Below are 22,412 nucleotides of genomic sequence, written 5' to 3'. Positions count from 1 at the left end.
TTGTCGGGGAAGCCACCTTCCAGACGTCTGACGTCGGGGAGGTGGCTTCCCCGTCGTCATCTCCCGGGTGCTGTTCACCGGAGCGTCAGCCCCGCTTCCGCGTCGCCGTCACCGCGCGTTGCTTGCGGCACGTACCAACAGCGCGTGACCTCCTCGCAGGTGCTCGTCCAGACGCCGCAGGCTGCCGCGTCCCGCTACTCACTCCTGCTCACCACCGACGCCGCCGAGGTGCGGGCCGCCCAGCGGTTGCGCCACGACGTGTTCGCCGGTGAGCTCGGCGCCACCCTGCACAGCCTCGAGCAGGGCATCGACGCCGACCGGTTCGACGCCTTCTGCGACCACATCGTGGTCCGCGAGGACGCGACCGCCGAGATCGTCGGCACCTACCGCATGCTGCCGCCGGACCGGGCCCGCGCGGCAGGCGCGCTCTACGCCGAAGGCGAGTTCGTCGTCGACTCGCTCGCGCCGCTGCGCGACTCGCTCGTCGAGACGGGCCGCTCGTGCGTGCACCGCGACCACCGCAACGGCGCCGTCGTCGGGCTCGTGTGGGCCGGCATCGCCCGGTACATGCTGCTGACCGGCAACCGCTGGCTGGCCGGCTGCGCGAGCGTCCCGCTGGCCGACGGGGGAGCGCTCGCGGCGAGCGTGCACGACCAGGTGCTCACAAAGCACCTCGCGCCGGAGAGCTACCGCGCGGCGCCGTACGTGCCGTGGAACCCCGCCGGCATCGAACGGCCCGGCCGGGCCGCGCTGCCGCCGCTGCTGAAGGGCTACCTGCGCCTCGGCGCATGGGTGTGCGGCCCGCCCGCGTTCGACGCCGACTTCGACTGCGCCGACTTCCTCGTGCTGCTCGGGCTCGATCACACCGACCCGCGGTACCTGCGGTTCTTCCTCGGCGAGGGCTGACGATGCATCCCGTGCTCGCGTGGAGCGGCTGGGCGCCGGCCTCGCCGTGCACTCCCGACTGCCTGCCCGCGGAGTCGTCGCCGCAGGTGGGGCGGCTGCAGGTGATCATGCGGACCGTCCGGCTCGCGGCCGCGCTCCTGGTGACCGTCGCCGGGGTGCCGTTCCTCCCGCGGCGGGCGCGGGAGCGGTGGCTGCGGGCCGGCAGCCGAGCAGTGCTGCAGGCGGCGGGCGTGCGGCTGCGGATCACCGGTGCCGCGGAGTACGCGGCACCCGGCCGCGGCGCGCTCGTCGTCGCGAACCACATGTCGTGGATCGACATCCTCGCCGTCGACGCCGTCTCGCCCGTGCGCATGCTCGCCAAGCGCGAGGTGCGGGAGTGGCCGGTGATCGGCTGGGTCGCCGAGCGCTCCGGCGCGCTCTTCGTCGACCGGGCGGGCCTGCACGCGCTGCCGGCGACGGTGGCCGCGACCGCCGACGTCCTGCGCGACGGTGGGGTGGTCGGCGTCTTCCCCGAGGGCACGACGTGGTGCGGCTCGGCCGCGGGCACGTTCCGGCGCGCGGCGTTCCAGGCCGCGATCGACGCCGGGGTGCCCGTGCGGCCGGTCGCGCTGAGGTTCAGCACGCAGGACCCGGCCTTCGTCGGCGATCAGACACTGCTCGACTCCCTCATGCGGGTCGTGCGCATGCGGGGCGTCGAGTGCGAGCTGACCGTGCTGCCACCGATCCCGCCGGGCTCCGACCGGCGCGAGCTCGCCGCGCGGGCGGGCGAGGCGATCGCGTGGGTGACCGGCGTCCGGCACGGCGCTGCGCCAGTCCCCGCCGAACCCGCATTCACCCCAGCAGTGGCCGCCTGACCCCGAACTTCCCCACCGTTTTGCCAACCTGCAGACCCGAAAGCCCGTGCAGGTTGGCAAAACGGTGGGGAAGTCGGGGCGGCGGGGACGGCGTCTACCCTGGATGCCGGAACTTTCCGACCGGTACGGGTGACAGGGATCGCGGGCGTGAACATGCAAGGTGCCACTTACCTCGATCATGCCGCCACCACCCCGATGCTGGAGTCCGCGGTGGCGGCGATGACCGACGCGCTGCGGCGCACGGGCAACGCGTCGTCCCTCCACGGAGCGGGCCGCCGGGCGCGGCGCGCGGTGGAGGAGTCGCGCGAGCGGATCGCCGCCGCTGTCGGCGCGCGGCCGTCCGAGGTCGTGCTGACCACCGGCGGCACCGAGAGCGACAACCTCGCCGTCAAGGGCCTCTACTGGGCCCGCCACAGCGCCGACGACCGCCGCCGGCGGGTGCTCGTCTCCGCGATCGAGCACCACGCCGTGCTCGACTCGGCGGAGTGGCTCGCCACGCACGAGGGCGCCGAGGTCGAGCTGCTGGAGGTCGACCACGAGGGCCGGGTGCGTCCCGAGGTGCTGCGCGCGGCGCTGGCGCGCGAGCCGGAGCGGGTCGCGCTCGTCTCCGTGATGTGGGCGAACAACGAGGTCGGCACGGTCAACCCGATCAGGGAACTGGCCGCGATCGCCCACGAGTTCGACGTCCCGCTGCACACCGACGCCGTGCAGGCCGTCGGGATCCTCCCGGTCGACTTCGCGGCTTGCGGGGTCGACGCGCTCACGCTCACGGGCCACAAGCTGGGCGGGCCGATCGGTGCGGGCGCGCTGCTGCTCGGCCGCGAGGTGGCGCTCACCCCGCTGCTGCACGGCGGCGGCCAGGAGCGCGACGTGCGCTCCGGCACCCTCGACACCCCCGGCGTCGTCGGGCTGGCCGCGGCGGTCGAGCAGTCCGTGGCCGATGGGCCGCGGCGCGCGACGCAGCTGGCCGGGCTGCGCGACGACCTCGTCGGCAAGATCCGCGCCACCGTCCCCGACGCCACCCTCAACGGCGATCCGGGCACGGGCGTCGTCGAGGGCGGCCCGTCCCGCCTGCCCGGCAACGCGCACCTGTCGTTCCCCGGCTGCGAGGGCGACAGCCTGCTGATGCTGCTCGATGCGCACGGCATCGAGTGCTCCACCGGCTCGGCCTGCACCGCAGGTGTAGCGCAGCCCAGCCACGTGCTGCTCGCGATGGGCGCGGGGGATGCCACTGCGCGTGGCTCGCTGCGCTTCTCGCTCGGGCACACCACCACCGCGGCCGACGTCGACGCCGTGGCCGCCGTGATCGGGCAGGTCGTGGAGCGGGCGCGGAAGGCCGGTGCGCGATGAGGGTGCTCGCGGCCATGAGCGGTGGGGTCGACTCCGCCGTCGCCGCCGCGCGTGCGGTCGACGCGGGACACGACGTCGTCGGGGTGCACCTCGCGCTCTCCGAGACCCCGGCGGCGCTGCGCGCGGGCTCGCGGGGCTGTTGCTCCAAGGAGGACGCGGGTGATGCGCGCCGCGCCGCCGACGTGCTCGACATCCCGTTCTACGTGTGGGACTTCGCCGCGCAGTTCAGCGAGGGTGTTGTCGACGACTTCGTCGCCGCCTACGCCGCCGGGCAGACGCCGAACCCGTGCCTGAGCTGCAACGAGAAGATCAAGTTCGCGGCCCTGCTCGACCGCGCGCTCGCGCTCGGCTTCGACGCCGTCTGCACGGGCCACTACGCGCGGCTCGTCGATGGTGAGCTGCGCCGCGCGGTCGACGCCGACAAGGACCAGTCGTACGTGCTGGCCGTGCTCACGCAGCACCAGCTGGCGCACGCGATGTTCCCCATCGGCGACACCCCGAAGTCCGCGGTGCGGGCCGAGGCCGCCGCGCGCGGGCTGCGGGTCGCGGACAAGCCCGACAGCCACGACATCTGCTTCATCCCGTCGGGCGACACCCGCGCGTTCCTGAGCGCCCGGATCGGTGCCAGGCCGGGCGCCGTGATCGACGACGCCACCGGCACCGAGCTGGGCCGCCACGACGGCGTCCACGGCTTCACCGTCGGCCAGCGCAAGGGCCTCGGCATCGACGCCCCTGCCGCCGACGGCCGCCCGCGCTACGTGCTCGGGATCGAGCCGGTCAGCGGCACCGTGCGGGTCGGCCCGGCGTCGGCGCTCGACGTGCGCAGGATCGAGGCCGGCCGTCCGATCTGGAGCACCGGCCACTCACCGGGCGACCGGTTCAGGTGCGTCGTGCAGGTCCGCGCGCACGGCGGCCTGGCCGCGGCCACCGCCGTGCCGACGCCCGACTCGCTGGTCGTCGAGCTGGAGGAGCCGCTGCGCGGGGTGGCGCCGGGCCAGGCCGTCGCGCTGTACCGGCCCGACGCCGACGGCGGCGACGTCGTGCTCGGCAGCGCCCGCATCACGTCCACCGGCTGAGACCCGGCCGGCCTCAGCGGCCTGCGGGACCGGTGGTAGACACCGCGGGTGAGCACTGACGACGCACTGGCCGCAGCTCTGGCCGCGGCCGGGCTGGGGAACGTCCGGCCGGGGGAGCCCGCGCCGATCGTCGTGGCGGCGCAGGACGAACCCGAGGAAGAGCCGGCCCAGCCGCAGGAGCGGTGGCCGGCCGGCGCCGCGACGGCGATCGGCTCGTTGCCCGGGACCGACCCGCGGGAGGCCGCCGCGACCGTCGTGGGGGAGCTGCCGCTGCTGCCGTACCTGCCCGAGCTGCCGGCCCGCGGCGTCGGGGCGGACATCGTCGGGCGCACGGCGTCGCTGCTGGTGGACATCGCGGTAGAGGTGCGGCCGTCGGGCTACCGGGTGGCCGATCGGCCGGGCCGTGACCACCGGATCGCCGTCGACCTGCTCAGGGGCGACATGGACGCGTTCGACGAAGCCTGCGACCCGGTGCGGCCGGCGTGGGTGAAGGTGCAGGCGGCCGGACCGTGGTCGCTGGCGGCGACGGTGGAGCTGCACACGGGACATCGGGTGCTGACCGACCACGGCGCGGTCCGCGAGTTCACCGCGAGCCTCACGGAGGGGCTGCGGCAGCACGTCGCCGAGGTGGCCGCGCGGACCGGCGCGAGCGTCGTGCTGCAGCTCGACGAGCCGGCGCTGCCCGCGGTGATCGCCGGGCAGATTCCGACCCCCTCGGGGTACGGGACGGTGCGGGCGGTCGCGGAGACCGACGCGCAAGACGCGCTGCGGGACCTGATCACCGCGCTCGGCGTCCCCGTCGTGGTGCACTGCTGCGCCGACGAGCCGCCCGTGCGGCTGCTCAACGGCATCGGCGCGGCCGGGATCAGCATCGACGCCACCCGGCCCGCGGTCTCCGGCCGCACCGCCCTCCCCGCGGCGCTCGACGCGCTCGGCGAGACGTGGGATGCGGGGACGCCGCTGCTGCTCGGGATCGTCCCGACCCACGACCCCGGGCGGCCCGTCGCCGCGCCCGCGCTCGCGAAGCGCGTGTTCGAGCTGGCCGACCGGCTCGGCTTCGACAGGCACCGCCTCACCGAGCTCACCGTCCCCACCCCCGCCTGCGGCCTCGCCGGCGCGACGCCCAACTGGGCGCGGCGGGCGATGGCGCTGTGCGCAGAGCTCGCGAAGGCGTTCGGGGACCCGGACGAGTAGGGGGCGCGTGCGTTCCGCACGGGAGGGCAGCAAAGCCACTTTCCGGCCCTCACAGGGCAGGAAAGTGGCTTTCCTGCCCTCCCAGGGGACCCGCCCGGCCGACGACCTCTTGCAGTCGGCCCGGCGGGCGAACGGCAGGAGGAGCGGGGAATCGGGATCCACCGGCACGCTGCAGGCCGCTGCACGTCCGGGGCGGAAGGTCAGGAAAGTCCGCCATGGCCTTCGGGCGCCACGAGGGATGAGGGTCCGTGCTGGGCGCGGCTCGGGTCCGCGGCCGTCGGTAGGTCGAGGCCGAGAGTGGTGACCTCGTGCACGCTCACCGGTCCACACGTTGATCAGATCGCAGTCGTTCACGCTGACACGTGAGCCAGTGCGCGTTGACCGTGCCCCGTCCGCGTCGTGGAACCTTGTGGCGGTCGTGCAACGTTGTAGAGCAGCCACAGGGTTCCATGTGGCGCCAGGGGAGCCCGCTGGCGCCCGACCTGGGCGGCCGACCGCGTACACGTGGCTGATCAGGGGTGTTTTGTCGGTCGGCATCGGTAATCTGCCCTCGTGACGGATGAAGATCCCAAGGTGCGCCACGCCAACCTCGCAGCCGAGGTGGCCGATCACCAGTTCCGCTACTACGTCGATGCGCCGATCATCTCCGACGGGCAGTTCGACGAGCTGTGGCGCGAGTTGCTGGCGCTGGAGGCGGAGCACCCGGAGCTGGTGACGCCGGATTCGCCGACGCAGAAGGTCGGCAGCGGGTTCAGCACGGAGTTCGTCGCGCACGACCACCTCGAGCGCATGCTCAGCCTCGACAACGCGTTCACGGCCGACGACCTGCGCGGCTGGGCCGAGCGGGTGGCCCGCGACATCGGGTCGGAGCAGGTGCACTACCTCTGCGAGCTGAAGATCGACGGGCTGGCGGTCAACCTCCTGTACGAGAACGGCATGCTCACCCGGGCCCTCACCCGAGGCGACGGGCGCACGGGCGAGGACATCACGCTCAACATGCGCACGCTGGAGGAGGTGCCGGAGCAGCTCACCGGCACGCCGGAGTTCCCGGTGCCCGCGCTGGTCGAGGTGCGCGGGGAGGTCTACTTCCGGCTGGAGGACTTCGAGGCGCTCAACGCGCAGATGGTCGAGGCCGGCAAGCCCGTCTACGCCAACCCGCGCAACACCGCGGCCGGGTCGCTGCGGCAGAAGGACCCGCGGATCACCGCGGCGCGCAAGCTGCGGCTCATCTGCCACGGCTTCGGCAAACGCGACGGGTTCGCGCTCGAACGGCAGTCGCAGGGCTACGACGCGTTGCGTGCGTGGGGGCTGCCGGTCTCCGAGCGCACGGTCGTCGTCACCGGCGTCGACGAGGTGATCGCCCACACCGAGTACTGGGGCGAGCACCGCCACGACATCGAGCACGAGATCGACGGCATCGTCGTCAAGGTCGACGAGGTCGCGCTGCAGCGCCGGATGGGCTCGACGTCGCGGGCTCCCCGCTGGGCGATCGCGTACAAGTACCCGCCGGAGGAGGCCACCACCAAGCTCCTCGACATCCAGGTCAACGTCGGCCGCACCGGGCGGGTCACCCCGTTCGCGCAGATGGAGCCGGTGGTCATCGCCGGCTCGACGGTCGGGCTCGCCACCCTGCACAACGCCGACGAGGTGCGGCGCAAGGGTGTGCTCATCGGCGACCGCGTGGTGATCCGCAAGGCCGGCGACGTCATCCCCGAGGTGCTCGGGCCGGTCGTGGAGCTGCGCGACGGCAGCGAGCGCGAGTTCGTGATGCCCACGCACTGCCCCGAGTGCGGCACCGCGCTCGTCCAGCAGAAGGCCGGCGACGTCGACCGGCGCTGCCCCAACGCGCGCTCCTGCCCTGCGCAGCTGCGCGAGCGGGTGTTCCACCTGGCCGGTCGGGGCGCCTTCGACATCGAGGGGCTCGGCTACGAGGCCGCTGTTGCGCTGCTCAAGTCGGGTGTCGTCAACGACGAGGGCGACGTCTTCTCGCTCGACGAGGAGAAGCTGCTGCAGGTCGAGCTGTTCCGCACGAAGGCGGGGGAGCTCTCGGCCAACGGGCGCAAGCTGCTCGCCAACCTGGAGGCGGTGAAGGAGCGTCCGCTGTGGCGGGTGCTGGTCGGTCTGTCGATCCGCCACGTCGGGCCGACGGCGGCGCAGGCCGTCGCGCGCGAGTTCACCTCGATGGAGGCGATCGAGACCGCTGCCGAGGCGGCTGCCGCTGCCACCGCGGCGGCCGGGCTCGTGATCACGTCCGACGGCTCTTCCGCCGAGGCGGAGGAGGAGAAGCCCGGCGAGCCGGTCGCCGTCGACGGCAGCGTCGACGCCGAGGAGGTTGCGCAGCTCTCGGAGGAGGAGCGGGCCGCGGCTGCGGAGAAGGCGGCACGCGCGGCCACCCGTGCCCAGAGCAAGGCGCTCGCCGAGGCACTCGCCCCGATCGCCGGTGTCGAAGGCGTCGGCCCGACGATCGCGGCGGCGCTGCGCGACTGGTTCAGCGTCGATTGGCACCGCGAGGTCGTCGAGAAGTGGCGGGCCGCAGGCGTCCGCATGATCGACGAGGTCGACCGATCGATACCGCGCACGCTCGATGGCATGTCGATCGTCATCACCGGCTCGATGGACGCCTACTCCCGTGACGAGGCCAAGGAGGCCATCACCGCGCGTGGTGGCAGAGCGGCGAGCTCGGTCTCGAAGAACACCGCTTTTGTCGTCGCGGGCGAGGCGCCGGGCTCGAAGTACGACAAGGCCATCGAGCTCCGCGTGCCCGTGCTCGACGAGTCGGGCTTCCGGGTCCTGCTGGAGCGTGGTCCGGATGCCGCGAGGGAGGTGGCCACGATCGGCGAGTGAGAGCCGGTCGTGGCCGGTCGCCCTGCGCAACACTATGATCAACTCGATTGAGGTCTCCGTTCGGAGGAGGCGGAGCCTCTTGTTGATGACGCACTATCCTTCTGGCGTGGGGGTGATGCAGTGCTGCAAGCGGTTCTGAACGGGTCGCGTCCCGAGGACGCGCACCCTGCGCTGCCTGTGCTCGCCCGGCACCTCGCGCGCGACGCCCGCGCGGTCGCGCGGGAAGGCATCACTGCGGTCCACGTCCACCCCCGCGGGCCCAACGCGCAGGAGACGCTCGACCCCATGCACGTCGGCGATGCCGTCGCCGCGATCAGGGCCGAGGTCCCCGGCATGGAGATCGGCGTCACCACCGGCCGCTGGATCCAGCCCGATCCCACCAAGCGCATCGAGGCGGTGCTGGCGTGGGGCCACCTCGGCGTCGGCAAGCCCGACGTCTGCTCGGTGAACGTCCACGAGAAGGGCTGGGTCGACGTCTGCGCGGCCGCGGCCTCCGTCGGCATCGGCGTCGAGCTCGGGGTGTGGACGAGCGGCGACGCCGTCACCCTCCGCACCAATGGCGTCCCGCCCGGCACCACCCGCGTGCTGGCGGAGTCCACCGTCTCCGATCCCGAGACCGCCGTCGCCGAGGGTGTGCGGATCATGCGCGCGCTCGGGAACGAGCTCGGTGTGCCCGTGCTCCTCCACGGCGAAGAGGGCGGCGCGTGGCCCGTCCTCGAGTACGCCATGCGGATGGAGCTCGATACGCGCATCGGGTTCGAGGACGTGCTGGTGCTGCCCAACGGGTGGCTCGCGACCGGCAACGAGCACCTCGTCGCGACGGCCTTCGAGATCGAGAAGAAGCAGAGCTGGCAGTCACCGGGCCGATCCCGGATCGGGCGGCGCGCGCCCAACTGAACGGGCCTGCGGCAGGGCAAGTCGGAGCCCTGGCGGCGACACCATAGGGCTAACCCCCATATCCATCCGGGATCCGCAAGCAATTTTGGCTCCCGCAACAGATTCACCGCCCGCAGCGTGCTCACGAGCGTGGCCTTTTGTGGGAAGCGCGCAATACCGTTGTCTGCATGGGAGTTCTCCGTGCGATCGGACGTCGGGCGCGTGACGCCGCAGCCTTGCTCACGACCCCCGTCGTGCCTGACGATCTCCTCGGCACGATGAACCCGATGTGGTCCACGCGTGAACCCCACGCGCGGGTCATCGGGCTCCGCCGCGAGACCGCCGACACCACGACGCTCGTGCTGCGGCCGGGCGCCGGCTACCGGAAGCACGTGCCGGGCCAGTTCGTCGGGATCGGCATTCGGATCAACGGTGTGTGGCAGTGGCGCACCTACTCGGCGACGTCGTGCCCGTCCGACCCGCTGCTCTCGATCACCGTGACGGTGGTGCCCGGCGGCACCGTCTCCGGCAAGCTCGCGCACGGCACGCCCGTCGGCACGCTCGTCCGGCTCGGTCCGCCGGCGGGCGAGTTCGTGCTCGGCGAGCCCACCCCCGAGAAGCTGCTCTTCCTGGCGGCCGGCAGCGGCATCACGCCGATCATGTCGATGCTGCGCACGCTGTCCAAGGAGCGTCCGGAAGAGCTCGACGGCGCGGTGCTCGTGCACTGCGACCGCACCCCGCGCGACCTCGTGTTCGGTGCCCAGCTGCGTTCGATCGCAGCCGCGACCGGCATGCGGTTCGTCGAGCGGCACACCGCGCTCGAAGGCCGGCTCACCGCCGACGCGCTCACCGACACCGTGCCCGACTGGGCGGCGCGGAAGACGTGGGCGTGCGGCCCGGCCGGCATGCTCGACATGCTCACCGAGCACTGGGACCGTGCAGGCGACCCCGATGCCCTGCACGTCGAACGATTCACCCCGCCCGCGACGGTCGCCGACGGCGTCCCCGGTGGGCGCGTCCACTTCACCACCAGCGACATCGTGGCCGACGCCGGACCGGGCACCCCGCTCATGGTCGCCGGCGAGGCCGCGGGCGCGCTGCTGCCCAACGGTTGCCGGATGGGCATCTGCCACACGTGCGTCGGGAAGCTGCGCTCCGGCGCGGTCCGCGACCTGCGCACCGGCGACGTGCATGACACCCCCGGCGTCCCCGTCCGCACCTGTGTATCCGGTGCCGCCGGCGACGTCGAGATCGAGCTGTGAGGAGCAAAATGCCTACCGCTACCGCAAGCGCAACTCAGACGACGACGATCAGCGCCGCCGCGCACCTGACCGACGAGCAGATCGAGGCGCTCGGCGCCGAGCTCGACGCGATCCGCGAAGAGGTCGTCTCCAGCCTCGGCGAGGCCGACGCCCGCTACATCCACAGGGTGATCGCGGTGCAGCGCGCGCTGGAGATCGGCGGCCGTGCTGCCCTGATCTTCTCCCGGTTCCCGCCGGCGTGGGTGCTGGGGACGGCGGCGCTCTCCGTCGCGAAGATCCTCGACAACATGGAGATCGGGCACAACGTCCTGCACGGTCAGTGGGACTGGATGCGCGACCCGCGGATCCACTCGACGACGTGGGAGTGGGACCACGCGACCCCGGCCGAGGCCTGGAAGCGCACCCACAACTACGAGCACCACACGTTCACGAACGTGCGCGGCAAGGACCGTGACCTCGGCTACACGGTCATGCGGATCACGCCGGAGCAGGAGTGGAAGCCCTCCAACCTGATCCAGCCGCTCACCAACATCGGCCTCTCGCTGATCTTCGAGTGGGGTATCGCGCTCTACGACCTCGACTTCGACAAGTACCGCGACGGCACGAAGTCGAAGGCCGAGATGAAGGCCGACCTGAGGGCGTTCTGGCGCAAGGTCCGCAAGCAGCTCGCCAAGGACTACGTGATCTTCCCCGCGCTGTCGGGCCCCGGCTTCCTGCACACGGCGGCCGCGAACCTCACCGCGAACGTCATCCGCAACATCTGGTCGCACGCCGTGATCTTCTGCGGGCACTTCCCCGAGGGCACCGAGACGTTCGAGGAGGAGCGCCTCGAAGGCGAGACCAAGGGCGAGTGGTACGTGCGGCAGATGCTCGGCTCGGCGAACCTCACCGGCAGCAAGCTGTTCCACATCATGACCGGGAACCTGAGCCACCAGATCGAGCACCACCTGTTCCCGGACATCCCGAGCAACCGCTACGCCGAGATCGCGCCGCGCGTCCGCGAGATCTGCGCGCGCTACGGTCTCACCTACACCGCCGGCCCGTTGCCGAAGCAGTACGGCAAGGTGTTCCTGAAGATCGCCCGCCTGGCGTTCCCCGGCGGCGGCCCGAAGGGCTCGGTCACCGCGCTGCCCAAGGCGCGCAAGACCAACGGCGCCCCGGTCCGCCTGGCCGGCTGACAGCAATCTTCGTCACGCCACAGGCAAGCCTCACCTAAGCTACAGTCCTGTCCTGGGTCGGGCACTCAGGAGGAGGCGGCGCATGCCGGCGAGCGGGTACGGACGTGCGTTGTGCGCACTTGTGGCATCGGCGGCGTTGCTGCTCGCGGGCTGTGGCGGCGGGGCGGGGGAGACCGGCGTCGCGCCGCCGCCGGCCGCGTCGGGCAGCGCTGACGCGTTCCCGGTGACCATCGAGCACAAGTACGGCTCGACGACGATCCCGGCAGAGCCGAAGCGGATCGTCGCGATCGGCTACCAGGAGCACGACTTCATCTACGCGCTCGGCAGCAAGCCGGTCGCGGTCCGCTGGTGGTACGGGTCGGAGACCGACGTGATCCACCCGTGGACCGAGCCGAAGGCGGCCGGGGAGAGCCCGCAGATCCTCAAGATGGACACGATCGAGCTGGAGAAGATCGCCGCGCTCGACCCCGACCTGATCCTCGGCCTGTACTCCGGGATCAGCCAGGACGAGTACACGAAGCTCACCAACATCGCCCCGACGATCACGCAGTCGGGCAAGTACGTCGACTACGGGTCGCCGTGGCAGGAGACGACCAGGACGATCGGGCGGGCGCTCGGCAAGAGCGCGGAGGCCGAGAAGCTGGTCAACGACCTCGACGGCCGGTTCGCCGCGATCAAGGCGGCGCACCCCGAGTTCGCCGGCAAGTCGATCGTGGTGGCCAGCTTCGGCCCGGAGAACATCGGGTTCTTCGCGTCGCAGGACCCGCGGTCGCGGTTCTTCACGTCGCTCGGCTTCACCGTGCCGAAGGAGTTCGACGACATCGCGGGCAAGGAGTTCTACGGGACCCTCAGCTACGAGCAGACCAACCTGCTCGACCGCGACGTGCTCGTCTGGGACCAGCTCTCGTTCACCCCCGGCGGGCGTGCGACGGTCGAGCAGAACGCGCTGGTGCAGCGGATGGCCGTCAGCAAGGAGCAGCGGTCGATCTTCCTCGAGGGCGACGTCGAGGCGGCGTTCGGCTGGAACACCGTGCTGAGCCTGCCGTTCGTGCTCGACGTGCTGGAGCGCGAACTCACGCGGGTCGTCCGGCCGCAGGGGTAGGGCTTTGCGGGGAGGGCAGGAAAGCCACTTTCCTGCCCACGCGTGCGGAACGCACACGATGCCGGGAAAGCCACCTTCCCAGCCCCACGCGCCGGGAAAGCCACATTCCCGGCACTCCGCCACGGCGGCGCCCCGGTCCGGCGCGCACCTGTCATGCGCCGAGTCCTGCCGTCGCTACGCACCGTGATGCAAACCGGCAATATGTGACGTTCTGCTTGTACAAATCTGTGTGACGGAGCACACTCCGTTCAATTTCACTCAGATTGGAACGAACCAGTGCCGCTGCAGCACGGTGCCATGGGCGACTGGAACGAGTACCTCGTCCTGGACCACATCCGGCAAGCCGGGCCGACCACCCGCCCGCAGGTCGCGGGCGCCTTGGGGCTCTCGGCGGCGTCGGTGAGCCGGATCGCCACCCGCCTGCTCGCGCGCGGCCTGCTCGCCGAGACGTTCGGCGAGGCCCGCACCGCGGGCCGGCCCGCGCGGGTGCTGACGTTCAATGCGCTCGCAGGCACCGTCGTCGGCATCGACCTCGGCGGCACACGCTGCCGCGGGGTCCTCGCCGACCTGCTCGGCGAGCCGCTCGCCGAGCACCAGATCACCGTCGCGGAGGCGGGTGGCGGGTTCGCTGCACTCACCGCTGTCTGGCAGCGGATGGCCGGCCTCGCGGCGGAACGCGAGCTCGCGCCGCAGGCGCTGGCCGTCGGCGTCCCCGCCGTGATCGACCCGCGCACCTCGCTCGCCACCCGCGGCCCGAACGTCGGTTGGGAGGGGTTCGACATCGTCGGCAAGCTCGGCGAGCTGGTCGACGTCGAGTTCGCCGTCGAGAACGACGTGAACCTCGCGGCCCGCGGCGAGGCGTCGCGCGGCGCCGCGAAGGGGGTCGCGAACTTCGCAGTGCTGTCGGTCGGCACCGGCCTCGGCAGCGCGATCGTGAGCGACGGTCAGCTCGTGCGCGGCGGCCACAACGCCGCAGGTGAGATCGGGACCCTCGTCACCGGCTTCGAGCAGCTCGGCGAGCGCCGGGTCGGGCGGATCGGTGGCATGGAGAGCGTGGTGTGCGGCCCGGCGATCGCGTTCGAGGCGGCCCGGCTCGCCGCGGGCTCGACGGAGGCGCGCGCCGAGCTGGGCGAGCGGCCGTCGGCGTCCGACGTGTTCGCCGCTGCGGCCGCGGGCGGCCGGCACGCCACCGGGATCGTCGGGCACGTGCTCGACGGCATCGCGCTCTGCGTGCTGGCGCTCGGCGCGGTGGCCGATCCCGAGCTGGTGCTGCTCGGCGGCAGCGTCGGGCGTGCCGTGGAGCCGTTCCTCGGCGCGCTCACCGAGCGGGTCGAGCGGCATTCGCCTGCGCCACCCCGGATCGTCGTCACCGGTCTCGGGTCGAGCGCCACCGCGCTCGGCGCCGTCGACGCCGCCGTGGCGCTCACCCGCGACGCCGTCGCCGCTCCCTTGCTCGCGCAGCTTGGACAAGGAGCCCAGCGCTCATGACCGGAGTGCTCTCCCGCAACGTCCTCGTCATCGTCTTCGCGCTGCTGGTCGTCGTGCTGGCGATCGTCTCGCCGACGTTCCGCGACGTGGACAACCTGCTCAACGTCCTCGAACAGAACGCGATCATCGGCATCGTCGCCTGCGGGATGCTGCTGATGATCCTGCTCGGCGGGTTCGACCTCTCCGTCGGCGCGGTCGGCGCGCTCTCGTCCTGCTCGCTGCCTGGACGATGGCGCAGCTGGGCGTCACGCTCGGGGTGCTGGTCGCGGTTGCGGCCGGGTTCGCCGTCGGTGTGGTGAACGGCCTGCTCATCGCGAAGGTCGGGATCAACCCGTTCGTCGCGACGCTCGGTGTGCAGGTGCTGGTGACGGGCCTGCTGTTCGTCTCGACCGACGCCAAGCCGGTCTACGGCGTGCCCGATTCGTGGAGCGTGATCGGGCTGGGGCGGGTCAACGGCGTGGTGCCGGTCGCGGCGCTGCTCTTCGCCGCGGTGGCCGTGCTGACCTGGCTGCTGCTCCGGTTCACGACGTTCGGCCAGCTCGCGGTCATCACCAGCCCCTGCCTCTTGCGGTTCTCCGGCACGAGGACCACTGCTGGCAGACGAGGCGGCGGGCGGCCGGCGGGTGGCCGACCTGCTGGACTACAAGTCCGGGGTGATCTGACCACTTCCGCTCGGATCCGGACATCTCCGCGCGTCGGGTCTTGCCGGCGGGCGGCACCGGCACAACGGTGTCGGCGTGCACCCCGTGAACATCCACACCGACGAGCCGGTCAGCTCGTGGTCCGGTGCGCTGCGCCGCTGGTGGCCCTCGCTGATCGCGCTTGCGCTCTCGCTGGTCGTCGCGGGCCTGCAGCGCCCGTTCGAGCACGACGACCCGCCGCTGTGGGTGCTCCCCCTGCTCGGGGTGATCTATCTGGCCTTCGGTGCGATGCGGGGCACGCTGCGCCGCCCGGGGGTGCTTGCGCTGCAGGTCGGCGTGCTGGTGGCGCTCGTCGTGCTCACGGTGGTCGCCTTGCTGGTCGCGCCGCCCGTCGCCCGCTACATCGTCGCGTTCGGCTGGCTAGCACACGCGTTCTGGGATCTGGCGCACCACCGCGGCATCGCGAAGCACGCCTCCGTCGGCACCGTTCCCCGCTGGTACGCCGAGGCGTGCGCGATCGTCGACCTCGTCATCGGGGTGGCGCTGCTGGCCGCGTGAGGCCGCCCTGGCCGAACGGGCCGGGAGCTGCGCGACCACCAGCGCGCCGAGGACGATCAGCGCGCCGATGACCTGCATGGGCGACAGGTCCTGCCCCAGCACCAGCCAGCCGAGCGTGGTGGCGACCACCGGGCTGAGCAGCCCGAGGAACGTGACGTGCGTAGGCGTCAGCGCGCGGATCCCGCGGAACCACAGCGCGTACGCGACGGCGGCGCCGATGATCGAGAGGTAGGCGTAGCCGGCGAGGTTCGGGCCGGTCAACGCGACCGGCGGCGGGCCTTCGACCAGCAGCGCGACGGGCAGCAGCACGAGCCCGCCGGCGACCAGCTGCCAGCCCGTCGTCGCGAGCAGCGGCGCGGGGGAGACCCAGCGCTTGCTGAGCACGATGCCCAGGCCCATCACCGCGGCGCCGCCGAGCGCCGCGGCGAGGCCGACGGCGTCGAGCTGCGCATCGGCGCGCAGGACCAGCAGGCTCACGCCGGCGACACCGGCCACGGCGGCGAGCGTCGTGCGCAGCGTCATCCGCTGGCCGAGCAGGCCCGCGGAGAGGCCGACGACGAGCAGCGGCTGCAGTGCCCCGACCGTCGCGGCGACCCCGCCCGGCAGGCGGTAGGCGGCGACGAAGAGGAGCGCGAAGAACGCGCCGATGTTGAGCGTGCCGAGCACGGCCGCGCGCCACCACCAGATGCCGCTGGGCAGCCGCCGCGTGATCGCGACGAGCAGCAGGCCGGCCGGCAGTGCGCGGATCAGCGCCGCGAGCAGCGGGCGGTCCGGCGGGAGGAACTCGGTGGTGACGAGGTAGGTCGAGCCCCAGACAGCCGGGGCCAGCGCAGTGATGAGGATGAGGGCCGTCCGGTCTCTTAGCACTAAACGACTATAACTTAGCGCTAAAGGATTTGCTAGGGTGCTGTATGCCCGATCACGTCGACCGCATCCTGGAGCAGTGGCGCACGGAGCGTCCCGACCTCGACACCTCGCCGATGGGGGTGATCGGCCGCCTGTCCAGGCTGAGCCGGCTAGTCGACACGGCGCTGGGGGAGACGTTCGCGAGCCACGGGCTCGACCGGGCGTCGTTCGACGTGCTCGCGACGCTGCGGCGCAGCGGCCGCCCGTACCTCACGCCGGCGGAGCTGACCCGCTCGTCGATGGTCACCTCCGGCGCGATCACCCAGCGGCTCGATCGGCTGGAGGCGCGGGAGCTGGTGGGGCGCACCCGCAGCCCGTCCGACGGGCGTGAGGTGCATGTCGCGCTGACCCCGGCCGGCCTCGCGCTCGTCGACCGGACCCTGCCCGACCATCTCGCCACGGAGAACCGCCTGCTCGCGGCGCTTTCACCCGACGAGCGCGCGGCGCTGGCCGACACGCTGCGCAACGTGCTGGAGTCGCTCGGCGACGCGCCGCCGGCGTAGAAGTTCCCCACCGTTTTGCCAACTTGCAGACCCTCAGGCTCGTGCAGATTGGCAAAACGGTGGGGAAGTTGGGCGGGAGTTCAGGGGGCGCGCAGGGCGAGAGCCAGTTCGAGGCGGCCGGTGGGGGTGTCGAGGCGCTCGCCGAACGTCTCGCGGAGGCCGGCGAGGCGGTAGCGCACGGTCTGCGGGTGGACGTGCAGCGCGGCGGCGGTCTCGGTGATGTCGCCGTGCGCGTCGAGCCACGCCCGCAACGTCTCCTCGGCGCGGGCGGCGCCGCCGGCCGGCAGGTCCTGCAACGGCCGCAGCGCGCGCTCGCAGAGATCGGCCGCGAGGTCGGGCTGGGCGGCGAGCAGGAGGGTGAGCAGGTGGTCGTCGGCGCGCACGAGCACGTCCGGCGCGCCGAGTCGGCCGGCGAGGTGCAGCGGCCACGCCGCTTGGGCCAGCGCGATCGACCGGTGCGCCGACGGCGGCTCGACGACCGGGCCGAGCACAGCCGGCCGGTCCCGCAAGGCAGCCCGGACGACGTCGGCCCACCCCGGCTTCTCCGGCCACGGCAGCAGGACGACCCCGACCGGGTCGAGGTCGGCGCCGACCGAGCCGGGCAGCCGGGTCGCGACGCCGACGGCGTCCTCGACGACGAGCGCGGCCATCCGCGGGGGCAGCTTCCACCCGGCCGCGGCGGCAACCGGCTCCACCTCACCCGGCACGGCCGGCGGCTGGCGGGTCAGCAGCTCGACGAGCGCGTGCCGGCGCGTCTGCAGCGACCCCGCGCGGCTCGACTCCTCGGTCGTCCAGCCCGCGACCGACGCGGCCGATAGCTCCTCGATGTAGGTGAACAGCGCCTCGGCCAGCCAGAAGATCACGTCGGGCGGCAGCTGGCGGGCCGTCGCGCTCGCGCCGAGCCGCCGCCACAGCGTCCGGCTGCCGACCTGGTACGCCGACTGCAGCGCGGCCAGCGTGCGGCCCTCGCGGTGCTCCACCTGGCCGAGCGAGCGGTAGACCTGCATGTCGATGATCGGGACGTCGCGGCCGAGCAGCTCGAGGAACTGCGAGAGCGCGACCGTCACCCCCTCGGTGATCCGCATGCCGAACCGGCCCGTCATCGGGCGGGCGAAGTCGGGCACCTCGGCGCGCACGGCCGCGATGATCTCGTCGGTCGAGCCGGCCAGCTCCGGGCGCAGCGCCGGGCCGACCCAGCTCGGCACCCGCGCCCACGGTCGGTCCAGCGAGCCCCCACCCGCGGTCGTCGTCACCATGCAACCGTCACCATGCACTCATTGTCACCGCCCGAACTTCCCCACCGTTTTGGGCACATGCGCGCCGATTTGGCGCGCATCCACCCAAAACGGTGGGGAAGTCGGCGCCGCCTCGGGGTGTCAGTTGCCCAGCACCGTCGTGACGATGCCCGTGAGGTGGGCCAGGCGCGCCAGTTCGGACGGGCGGAAGGCGGGCCCGCCCGGCCGGCCGACGACGAGCGCCTGCGCGTCGGTGCCGTAGGGCGCCGCGGCCAGCTCGGTGTCCAGGGCGCGCCACGGTTCGGGCACCCAGTGCAGCTCCGGGTCGAGCACAGTGGCCCGTTTGAGCGGCAGCCACGGCAGGTCGCCCGAGATCGTCTCCGGCGCGGCCGCGCTCTCGGCGATCCGGTAGGCGCGGTCGGCGTCGCGGGTGACGATCACCGCCCAGCCCGCACGGAAGATCCGCGGAACGCCGGCCGCGAGCAGCGTGAGCCCGCCGCCGGGATCGCCGGTGATCTCCTCGATCAGCTCCAGCTCACGATGGGTGTCCAACCGGCCCGAGTGCGGACGCACCGACTCGACCTCGACGCCGGGCACCGACTCGGCCGCCGTGATGAGCACGTCCGGTGGCCGGCCCGGCGGCAGCTCGACCGCCAGGTCGTCGACGGCGTTGCCGTGCGCACGCTCGACGACGTCGACGCCGAGTATGTCGGCACCGGCGTTGCCCAGCGCCGTCGCAACGGCCCCGAGGCTGCCAGGTTGGTCCGGCAGCACGACCCGGAGCAGGAACGACACTCCTTCACCGCCCTCTCGCCGATATCCCCGACCGCGCGGCGAACTCCGGCGCCGCGCGGGCGGGCCGACGCGGCATCCGGAGCGATTCTGTCAGGCCTGGCGCCCTTCGGCACGGCGACAGGCGCACGGGTCCGCCCGCCGCCGAAACTCGGTGGTGGCCGCACTACACTCGGTATCGATGCCGCGCCGGCCGGCCCGTCGCCCGGGCCGTACCAGAGCGCATATTCACCGCTCCGTCGCCGCATCGTCGCAGCCGCTGCAATTCGCTCTGGAGGGACATGTCCGCCGATCCCGCTGGCTTGAGCCGCGACGAGGTCGCGCACCTCGCCAGGCTGGCCAGGCTCGCCGTCACCGATGCGGAGCTCGACGTGTTCGCGGGCCAGCTCGACGTGATCCTCGGCTCGGTCGCCCGCGTCGGCGAGGTCGCAGCCGACGACATCCCGCCGACGTCGCACGCCGTCCCGTTGCAGAACGTGTTCCGGCCCGACGAGCTGCGCCCGGGGTTGACGCAGCAGCAGGCGCTCGCCGGCGCCCCCGCCGCGGAGGACGGCCGCTTCCGCGTGCCGCAGATCCTGGGGGAGGAAGCATGAACGAGCTGACCAGGCTCAACGCCTCCGAGCTGGCCGGGAAGATCCATTCCCGTGAGGTCTCGGCCGTCGAGGTCGCGCAGGCGCACCTCGACCGCATCGCGGAGGTCGACGGCACCGTCCACGCGTTCCTGCACGTCGCGGCGGAGGCCGCGCTGGAGTCCGCCGGGCTGGTCGACGCGAGCATCGCGGCCGGCAGCGCGCCGGCGTCGCCGCTGGCAGGCGTCCCGCTCGCGCTGAAGGACGTCTTCACGACGTCCGACATGCCCACGACCGCGGGTTCGCGGATCCTGGAGGGCTGGCGCCCGCCGTACGACGCCACGGTGGCGACCCGCCTGCGCGAGGCCGGCATCACGATCCTCGGCAAGACCAACATGGACGAGTTCGCGATGGGCTCCTCCACGGAGCACTCCGCGTACGGCGTCACCCGCAACCCGTGGGACACCGGGCGCGTCCCCGGCGGCTCCGGCGGCGGTTCCGCCGCGGCGCTCGCCGCGTTCGAGGCCCCGCTCGCGATCGGCACCGACACCGGCGGCTCGATCCGCCAGCCGGCCGCGTTCACCGGGACGGTCGGGGTCAAGCCAACCTACGGCGGCGTCTCCCGCTACGGGCTGATCGCCTGCGCGTCGTCGCTCGACCAGGGCGGGCCGTGCGCGCGCACGGTGCTCGACGCCGCGCTGCTGCACGAGGTGATCGGCGGGCACGACCCGCTCGACTCGACGTCGATCGACCAGCCCGTGCCGAGCGTCGTTGACGCCACCCGCATCGGGGCGGCCGGCGACCTGTCCGGCGTGCGCGTCGGCGTCGTCCGCGAGCTGGGCGGCGAGGGCTACCAGCCCGGCGTCCGCGCCAGCTTCGACGAGGCGCTCGCGCAGCTGGAGAAGCTCGGCGCCGAGCTCGTCGAGGTCAGCTGCCCGCACTTCGAGTACGGGCTGGCGGCGTACTACCTGATCCTGCCCAGCGAGGTGTCGTCGAACCTCGCGCGGTTCGACGCGATGCGTTACGGCCTGCGGGTCGAGAAGGGCGCCTCGGCGGAGGAGGTCATGGCCGCGACCCGCGAGGCCGGTTTCGGGCCCGAGGTGAAGCGCCGCATCATCCTCGGCACCTACGCGCTCTCGTCGGGCTACTACGACGCCTACTACGGCCAGGCGCAGAAGGTGCGCACGCTGATCAGCCGCGACTTCACCGCGGCGTTCGCGCAGGCCGACGTGCTCGTCTCGCCCACGACGCCGACCACGGCGTTCCCGATCGGTGACAAGGTCGACGACCCGCTCGCGATGTACCTGAACGACCTCGCGACGATCCCGACCAACCTGGCCGGCACCGCAGCGATGTCCGTGCCGTCGGGGCTCGCCGAGGGCCTGCCCGTCGGGCTGCAGGTGATGGCGCCCGCGCTCGGCGAGGCGATCATGTACCGCGTCGGCGCCGCCTACGAGGCCGCCCGCGACGACGAGGCCGGCAGCCCGCTGATCAACGGTGTTCCGGAGGTGACCCGATGACCGCTCCCACATTGGTGGAGTTCGACGAGGTCGTCGAGCGTTTCGACCCGATGCTCGGGCTCGAGGTGCACGTCGAGCTGAACACCCAGACCAAGATGTTCTGCGGCTGCCCGACGACGTTCGGTGCCGAGCCGAACACGCAGGTCTGCCCGACGTGCCTCGGACTGCCGGGTTCGCTCCCGGTGGTCAACCGCGCCGCCGTCGAGTCGGCGATGCGGATCGGACTGGCGCTGAACTGCGACATCGCCCCGTGGGGCCGGTTCGCGCGCAAGAACTACTTCTACCCCGACATGCCGAAGAACTTCCAGACGTCCCAGTACGACGAGCCGATCGCGGTCAACGGACACCTCGACGTCGTGCTCGACGACGGCTCGACGTTCCGCGTCGAGATCGAGCGGGCGCACATGGAGGAGGACACCGGCAAGTCGCTGCACGTCGGCGGCGCGACCGGGCGGATCCACGGCGCGGAGTACTCGCTGCTCGACTACAACCGGGCCGGCGTGCCGCTGATCGAGATCGTCACGAAGATGATCCCCGGCACGCGCGAGCGGGCGCCGGAGGTGGCGCGTGCGTACGTCACCGCGCTGCGCGACCTGATCAAGGCGCTCGGCGTCTCGGACGTCCGGATGGACCAGGGCTCGATGCGGTGCGACGTGAACCTGTCGCTGTCGCCGCGCGACTCCGGTGTGCTCGGCACGCGAAGCGAGACGAAGAACGTCAACTCGCTGCGGTCGGTCGAGCGGGCCGTCCGCTACGAGATGAGCCGGCAGGCGGGTGTGCTTCTCGGCGGTGGCACCGTCGTGCAGGAGACCAGGCACTTCGAGGAGCAGTCCGGCTCCACCCGCGCGGGGCGGCGCAAGGAGACCTCCGAGGACTACCGGTACTTCCCCGAGCCCGACCTCGTCCCGATCGCGCCTCCCGCGGAATGGGTCGACGAGCTGCGCGGCACCCTGCCCGAGCTGCCGTGGCAGCGGCGGGCCCGGCTGCAGGCCGACTGGTCGCTCACCAACGAGGAGCTGCGCGACCTCGTCAACGCGGGCGCGCTCGACCTGATCGAGGCCACCGTCGCCGCCGGGGCGCCGGCCGGCGAGGCCCGCTCGTGGTGGGTCGCGTACCTGACCCAGCAGGCCAACAGCCAGGGTGTGCCGCTCGACGAGCTGCCGATCACGCCGGAGCAGGTCGCGCGCGTGATCGCGCTCGTGGCGTCCGGTGAGCTGAACAACAAGCTGGCCCGCCAGGTCGTCGACGGCGTGCTCGCCGGCGAGGGCTCGCCCGACGACGTCGTCGCCGCCCGCGGCCTCGCCGTCGTCTCCGACGAGGGCGAGCTGATCGCCGCCGTCGACGAGGCGCTCGCCGCGCAGCCCGACGTCGTCGAGAAGATCCGCGGCGGCAAGGTGCAGGCCGCGGGTGCGATCGTCGGGGCCGTCATGAAGGCGACGGGCGGCAAGGCCGACGCCAAGCGCGTCCGCGAGCTGATCCTGGAGCGCAGCGCGGGTTAACGACGCCAACTTCCCCACCGTTTTGCCAACCTGCACGCCTTTTCGGGTGTGCAAGTCGG

Annotated in this window: 19 protein-coding genes and 1 pseudogene; 17 read left to right on the top strand and 3 right to left on the bottom strand. The window is 72.5% G+C overall.

The features are described from left to right. Positions 1–144 precede the first annotated feature (144 nt). The 13 genes and pseudogenes from LL648_RS23385 to LL648_RS45800 all read left to right on the top strand — a co-directional run. Positions 145–906, top strand: coding sequence for a GNAT family N-acetyltransferase (locus LL648_RS23385; protein ID WP_232664832.1), 762 nt, complete (start codon positions 145–147; stop codon positions 904–906). Positions 907–908: 2 nt separating this feature from the next. Then, complete coding sequence (locus LL648_RS23380) at positions 909–1,760, top strand: lysophospholipid acyltransferase family protein (RefSeq protein ID WP_232664831.1); 852 nt, start codon at positions 909–911, stop codon at positions 1,758–1,760. Between the two features lie 153 nt (positions 1,761–1,913). Then, the gene (locus LL648_RS23375; protein ID WP_232664844.1) at positions 1,914–3,110 is read left to right on the top strand and encodes a cysteine desulfurase family protein; all 1,197 of its coding nucleotides are present in this window, start codon (positions 1,914–1,916) and stop codon (positions 3,108–3,110) included. Further along, complete coding sequence (mnmA, locus tag LL648_RS23370; RefSeq protein WP_232664830.1) at positions 3,107–4,186, top strand: tRNA 2-thiouridine(34) synthase MnmA; 1,080 nt, start codon at positions 3,107–3,109, stop codon at positions 4,184–4,186. The genes LL648_RS23375 and mnmA overlap by 4 nt, the downstream gene beginning before the upstream one ends. Before the next feature lie 48 nt (positions 4,187–4,234). Next, positions 4,235–5,380 carry a methionine synthase gene (locus tag LL648_RS23365; protein ID WP_232664829.1) on the top strand — a complete coding sequence of 382 codons (1,146 nt, stop codon included), beginning with the start codon at positions 4,235–4,237 and terminating at the stop codon, positions 5,378–5,380. 552 nt (positions 5,381–5,932) lie between these two features. After that, a complete protein-coding gene (gene ligA, locus LL648_RS23360) occupies positions 5,933–8,224 on the top strand; it encodes an NAD-dependent DNA ligase LigA (RefSeq protein WP_232664828.1) in 2,292 nt (763 codons plus the stop codon). Between the two features lie 120 nt (positions 8,225–8,344). Beyond that, the gene (locus LL648_RS23355; RefSeq protein ID WP_232664827.1) at positions 8,345–9,121 is read left to right on the top strand and encodes a 3-keto-5-aminohexanoate cleavage protein; all 777 of its coding nucleotides are present in this window, start codon (positions 8,345–8,347) and stop codon (positions 9,119–9,121) included. 167 nt (positions 9,122–9,288) lie between these two features. Next, entirely contained in the window at positions 9,289–10,362 is a 1,074-nt protein-coding gene (locus LL648_RS23350; RefSeq protein ID WP_232664826.1) for a ferredoxin reductase, read from the top strand. Between the two features lie 8 nt (positions 10,363–10,370). Then, the gene (locus LL648_RS23345; protein ID WP_232664825.1) at positions 10,371–11,540 is read left to right on the top strand and encodes a fatty acid desaturase family protein; all 1,170 of its coding nucleotides are present in this window, start codon (positions 10,371–10,373) and stop codon (positions 11,538–11,540) included. 82 nt (positions 11,541–11,622) lie between these two features. Further along, the gene (locus LL648_RS23340) at positions 11,623–12,642 is read left to right on the top strand and encodes an iron-siderophore ABC transporter substrate-binding protein (RefSeq protein WP_232664824.1); all 1,020 of its coding nucleotides are present in this window, start codon (positions 11,623–11,625) and stop codon (positions 12,640–12,642) included. A 297-nt stretch (positions 12,643–12,939) separates the two neighbouring features. Continuing rightward, a complete protein-coding gene (locus LL648_RS23335) occupies positions 12,940–14,130 on the top strand; it encodes an ROK family transcriptional regulator (protein WP_232664823.1) in 1,191 nt (396 codons plus the stop codon). Further along, the gene (locus tag LL648_RS23330) at positions 14,127–14,429 is read left to right on the top strand and encodes a hypothetical protein (RefSeq protein ID WP_232664822.1); all 303 of its coding nucleotides are present in this window, start codon (positions 14,127–14,129) and stop codon (positions 14,427–14,429) included. Before LL648_RS23335 ends, LL648_RS23330 begins: the two co-directional genes overlap by 4 nt. Beyond that, positions 14,360–14,659: pseudogene (locus LL648_RS45800) on the top strand (ABC transporter permease subunit); the annotation flags it as partial. The gene LL648_RS23330 and the pseudogene LL648_RS45800, both read left to right, overlap by 70 nt. A gap of 532 nt (positions 14,660–15,191) precedes the next feature. On the opposite strand, the gene LL648_RS23320 reads toward LL648_RS45800, so the two are convergent. After that, positions 15,192–16,196, bottom strand: coding sequence for an EamA family transporter (locus LL648_RS23320; RefSeq protein WP_232664820.1), 1,005 nt, complete (start codon positions 16,194–16,196; stop codon positions 15,192–15,194). 44 nt (positions 16,197–16,240) lie between these two features. Here LL648_RS23320 and LL648_RS23315 point away from each other — a divergent pair, with 44 nt between their 5' ends. Beyond that, on the top strand, positions 16,241–16,738 hold the full coding sequence (locus tag LL648_RS23315) for a MarR family winged helix-turn-helix transcriptional regulator (RefSeq protein WP_232664819.1): 498 nt from the start codon (positions 16,241–16,243) through the stop codon (positions 16,736–16,738). Between the two features lie 80 nt (positions 16,739–16,818). Here the strand turns inward: LL648_RS23315 and LL648_RS23310 are convergent, their stop codons facing one another. Together LL648_RS23310 and LL648_RS23305 are read right to left on the bottom strand one after the other, a co-directional pair. Beyond that, complete coding sequence (locus LL648_RS23310; protein WP_232664818.1) at positions 16,819–17,994, bottom strand: PucR family transcriptional regulator; 1,176 nt, start codon at positions 17,992–17,994, stop codon at positions 16,819–16,821. 120 nt (positions 17,995–18,114) lie between these two features. Then, positions 18,115–18,768: an amino acid-binding protein gene (locus tag LL648_RS23305; RefSeq protein ID WP_232664817.1), complete on the bottom strand. Its 654-nt coding sequence runs from the start codon at positions 18,766–18,768 to the stop codon at positions 18,115–18,117. Positions 18,769–19,046: 278 nt separating this feature from the next. On the opposite strand from LL648_RS23305, the gene gatC reads away from it, so the two are divergent. The 3 genes from gatC to gatB are packed head-to-tail and all read left to right on the top strand — an operon-like array spanning position 19,047 to position 22,353. Beyond that, positions 19,047–19,358, top strand: a complete 312-nt coding sequence (gatC, locus tag LL648_RS23300; RefSeq protein WP_232664816.1) for an Asp-tRNA(Asn)/Glu-tRNA(Gln) amidotransferase subunit GatC — start codon at positions 19,047–19,049, stop codon at positions 19,356–19,358. Continuing rightward, positions 19,355–20,854, top strand: coding sequence for an Asp-tRNA(Asn)/Glu-tRNA(Gln) amidotransferase subunit GatA (gene gatA, locus LL648_RS23295; RefSeq protein ID WP_232664815.1), 1,500 nt, complete (start codon positions 19,355–19,357; stop codon positions 20,852–20,854). The genes gatC and gatA overlap by 4 nt, the downstream gene beginning before the upstream one ends. Then, positions 20,851–22,353, top strand: coding sequence for an Asp-tRNA(Asn)/Glu-tRNA(Gln) amidotransferase subunit GatB (gene gatB, locus LL648_RS23290; protein ID WP_232664814.1), 1,503 nt, complete (start codon positions 20,851–20,853; stop codon positions 22,351–22,353). The genes gatA and gatB overlap by 4 nt, the downstream gene beginning before the upstream one ends. Positions 22,354–22,412: the final 59 nt, after the last annotated feature.

This window comes from Pseudonocardia sp. TRM90224 (genome assembly GCF_021245725.1).
GTDB lineage: Bacteria > Actinomycetota > Actinomycetes > Mycobacteriales > Pseudonocardiaceae > Pseudonocardia.
The sequence above is the reverse complement of the archived record's forward strand: the minus strand, read 5'-3'. Positions and strand labels throughout refer to the sequence as shown.

Excerpts from the sequence above, each read along its gene's own strand:
- LL648_RS23340 (WP_232664824.1), top strand. The coding sequence starts at position 11,623 with ATGCCGGCGAGCGGGTACGGACGTGCGTTGTGCGCACTTGTGGCATCG.
- LL648_RS23345 (WP_232664825.1), top strand. The coding sequence starts at position 10,371 with ATGCCTACCGCTACCGCAAGCGCAACTCAGACGACGACGATCAGCGCC.
- gatC (WP_232664816.1), top strand. The coding sequence starts at position 19,047 with ATGTCCGCCGATCCCGCTGGCTTGAGCCGCGACGAGGTCGCGCACCTC.
- LL648_RS23380 (WP_232664831.1), top strand. The coding sequence starts at position 909 with ATGCATCCCGTGCTCGCGTGGAGCGGCTGGGCGCCGGCCTCGCCGTGC.
- LL648_RS23350 (WP_232664826.1), top strand. The coding sequence starts at position 9,289 with ATGGGAGTTCTCCGTGCGATCGGACGTCGGGCGCGTGACGCCGCAGCC.
- gatA (WP_232664815.1), top strand. The coding sequence starts at position 19,355 with ATGAACGAGCTGACCAGGCTCAACGCCTCCGAGCTGGCCGGGAAGATC.
- LL648_RS23330 (WP_232664822.1), top strand. The coding sequence starts at position 14,127 with ATGACCGGAGTGCTCTCCCGCAACGTCCTCGTCATCGTCTTCGCGCTG.
- mnmA (WP_232664830.1), top strand. The coding sequence starts at position 3,107 with ATGAGGGTGCTCGCGGCCATGAGCGGTGGGGTCGACTCCGCCGTCGCC.
- LL648_RS23335 (WP_232664823.1), top strand. The coding sequence starts at position 12,940 with ATGGGCGACTGGAACGAGTACCTCGTCCTGGACCACATCCGGCAAGCC.
- LL648_RS23315 (WP_232664819.1), top strand. The coding sequence starts at position 16,241 with ATGCCCGATCACGTCGACCGCATCCTGGAGCAGTGGCGCACGGAGCGT.
- LL648_RS23375 (WP_232664844.1), top strand. The coding sequence starts at position 1,914 with ATGCAAGGTGCCACTTACCTCGATCATGCCGCCACCACCCCGATGCTG.
- gatB (WP_232664814.1), top strand. The coding sequence starts at position 20,851 with ATGACCGCTCCCACATTGGTGGAGTTCGACGAGGTCGTCGAGCGTTTC.
- LL648_RS23310 (WP_232664818.1), bottom strand. The coding sequence starts at position 17,994 with ATGGTGACGACGACCGCGGGTGGGGGCTCGCTGGACCGACCGTGGGCG.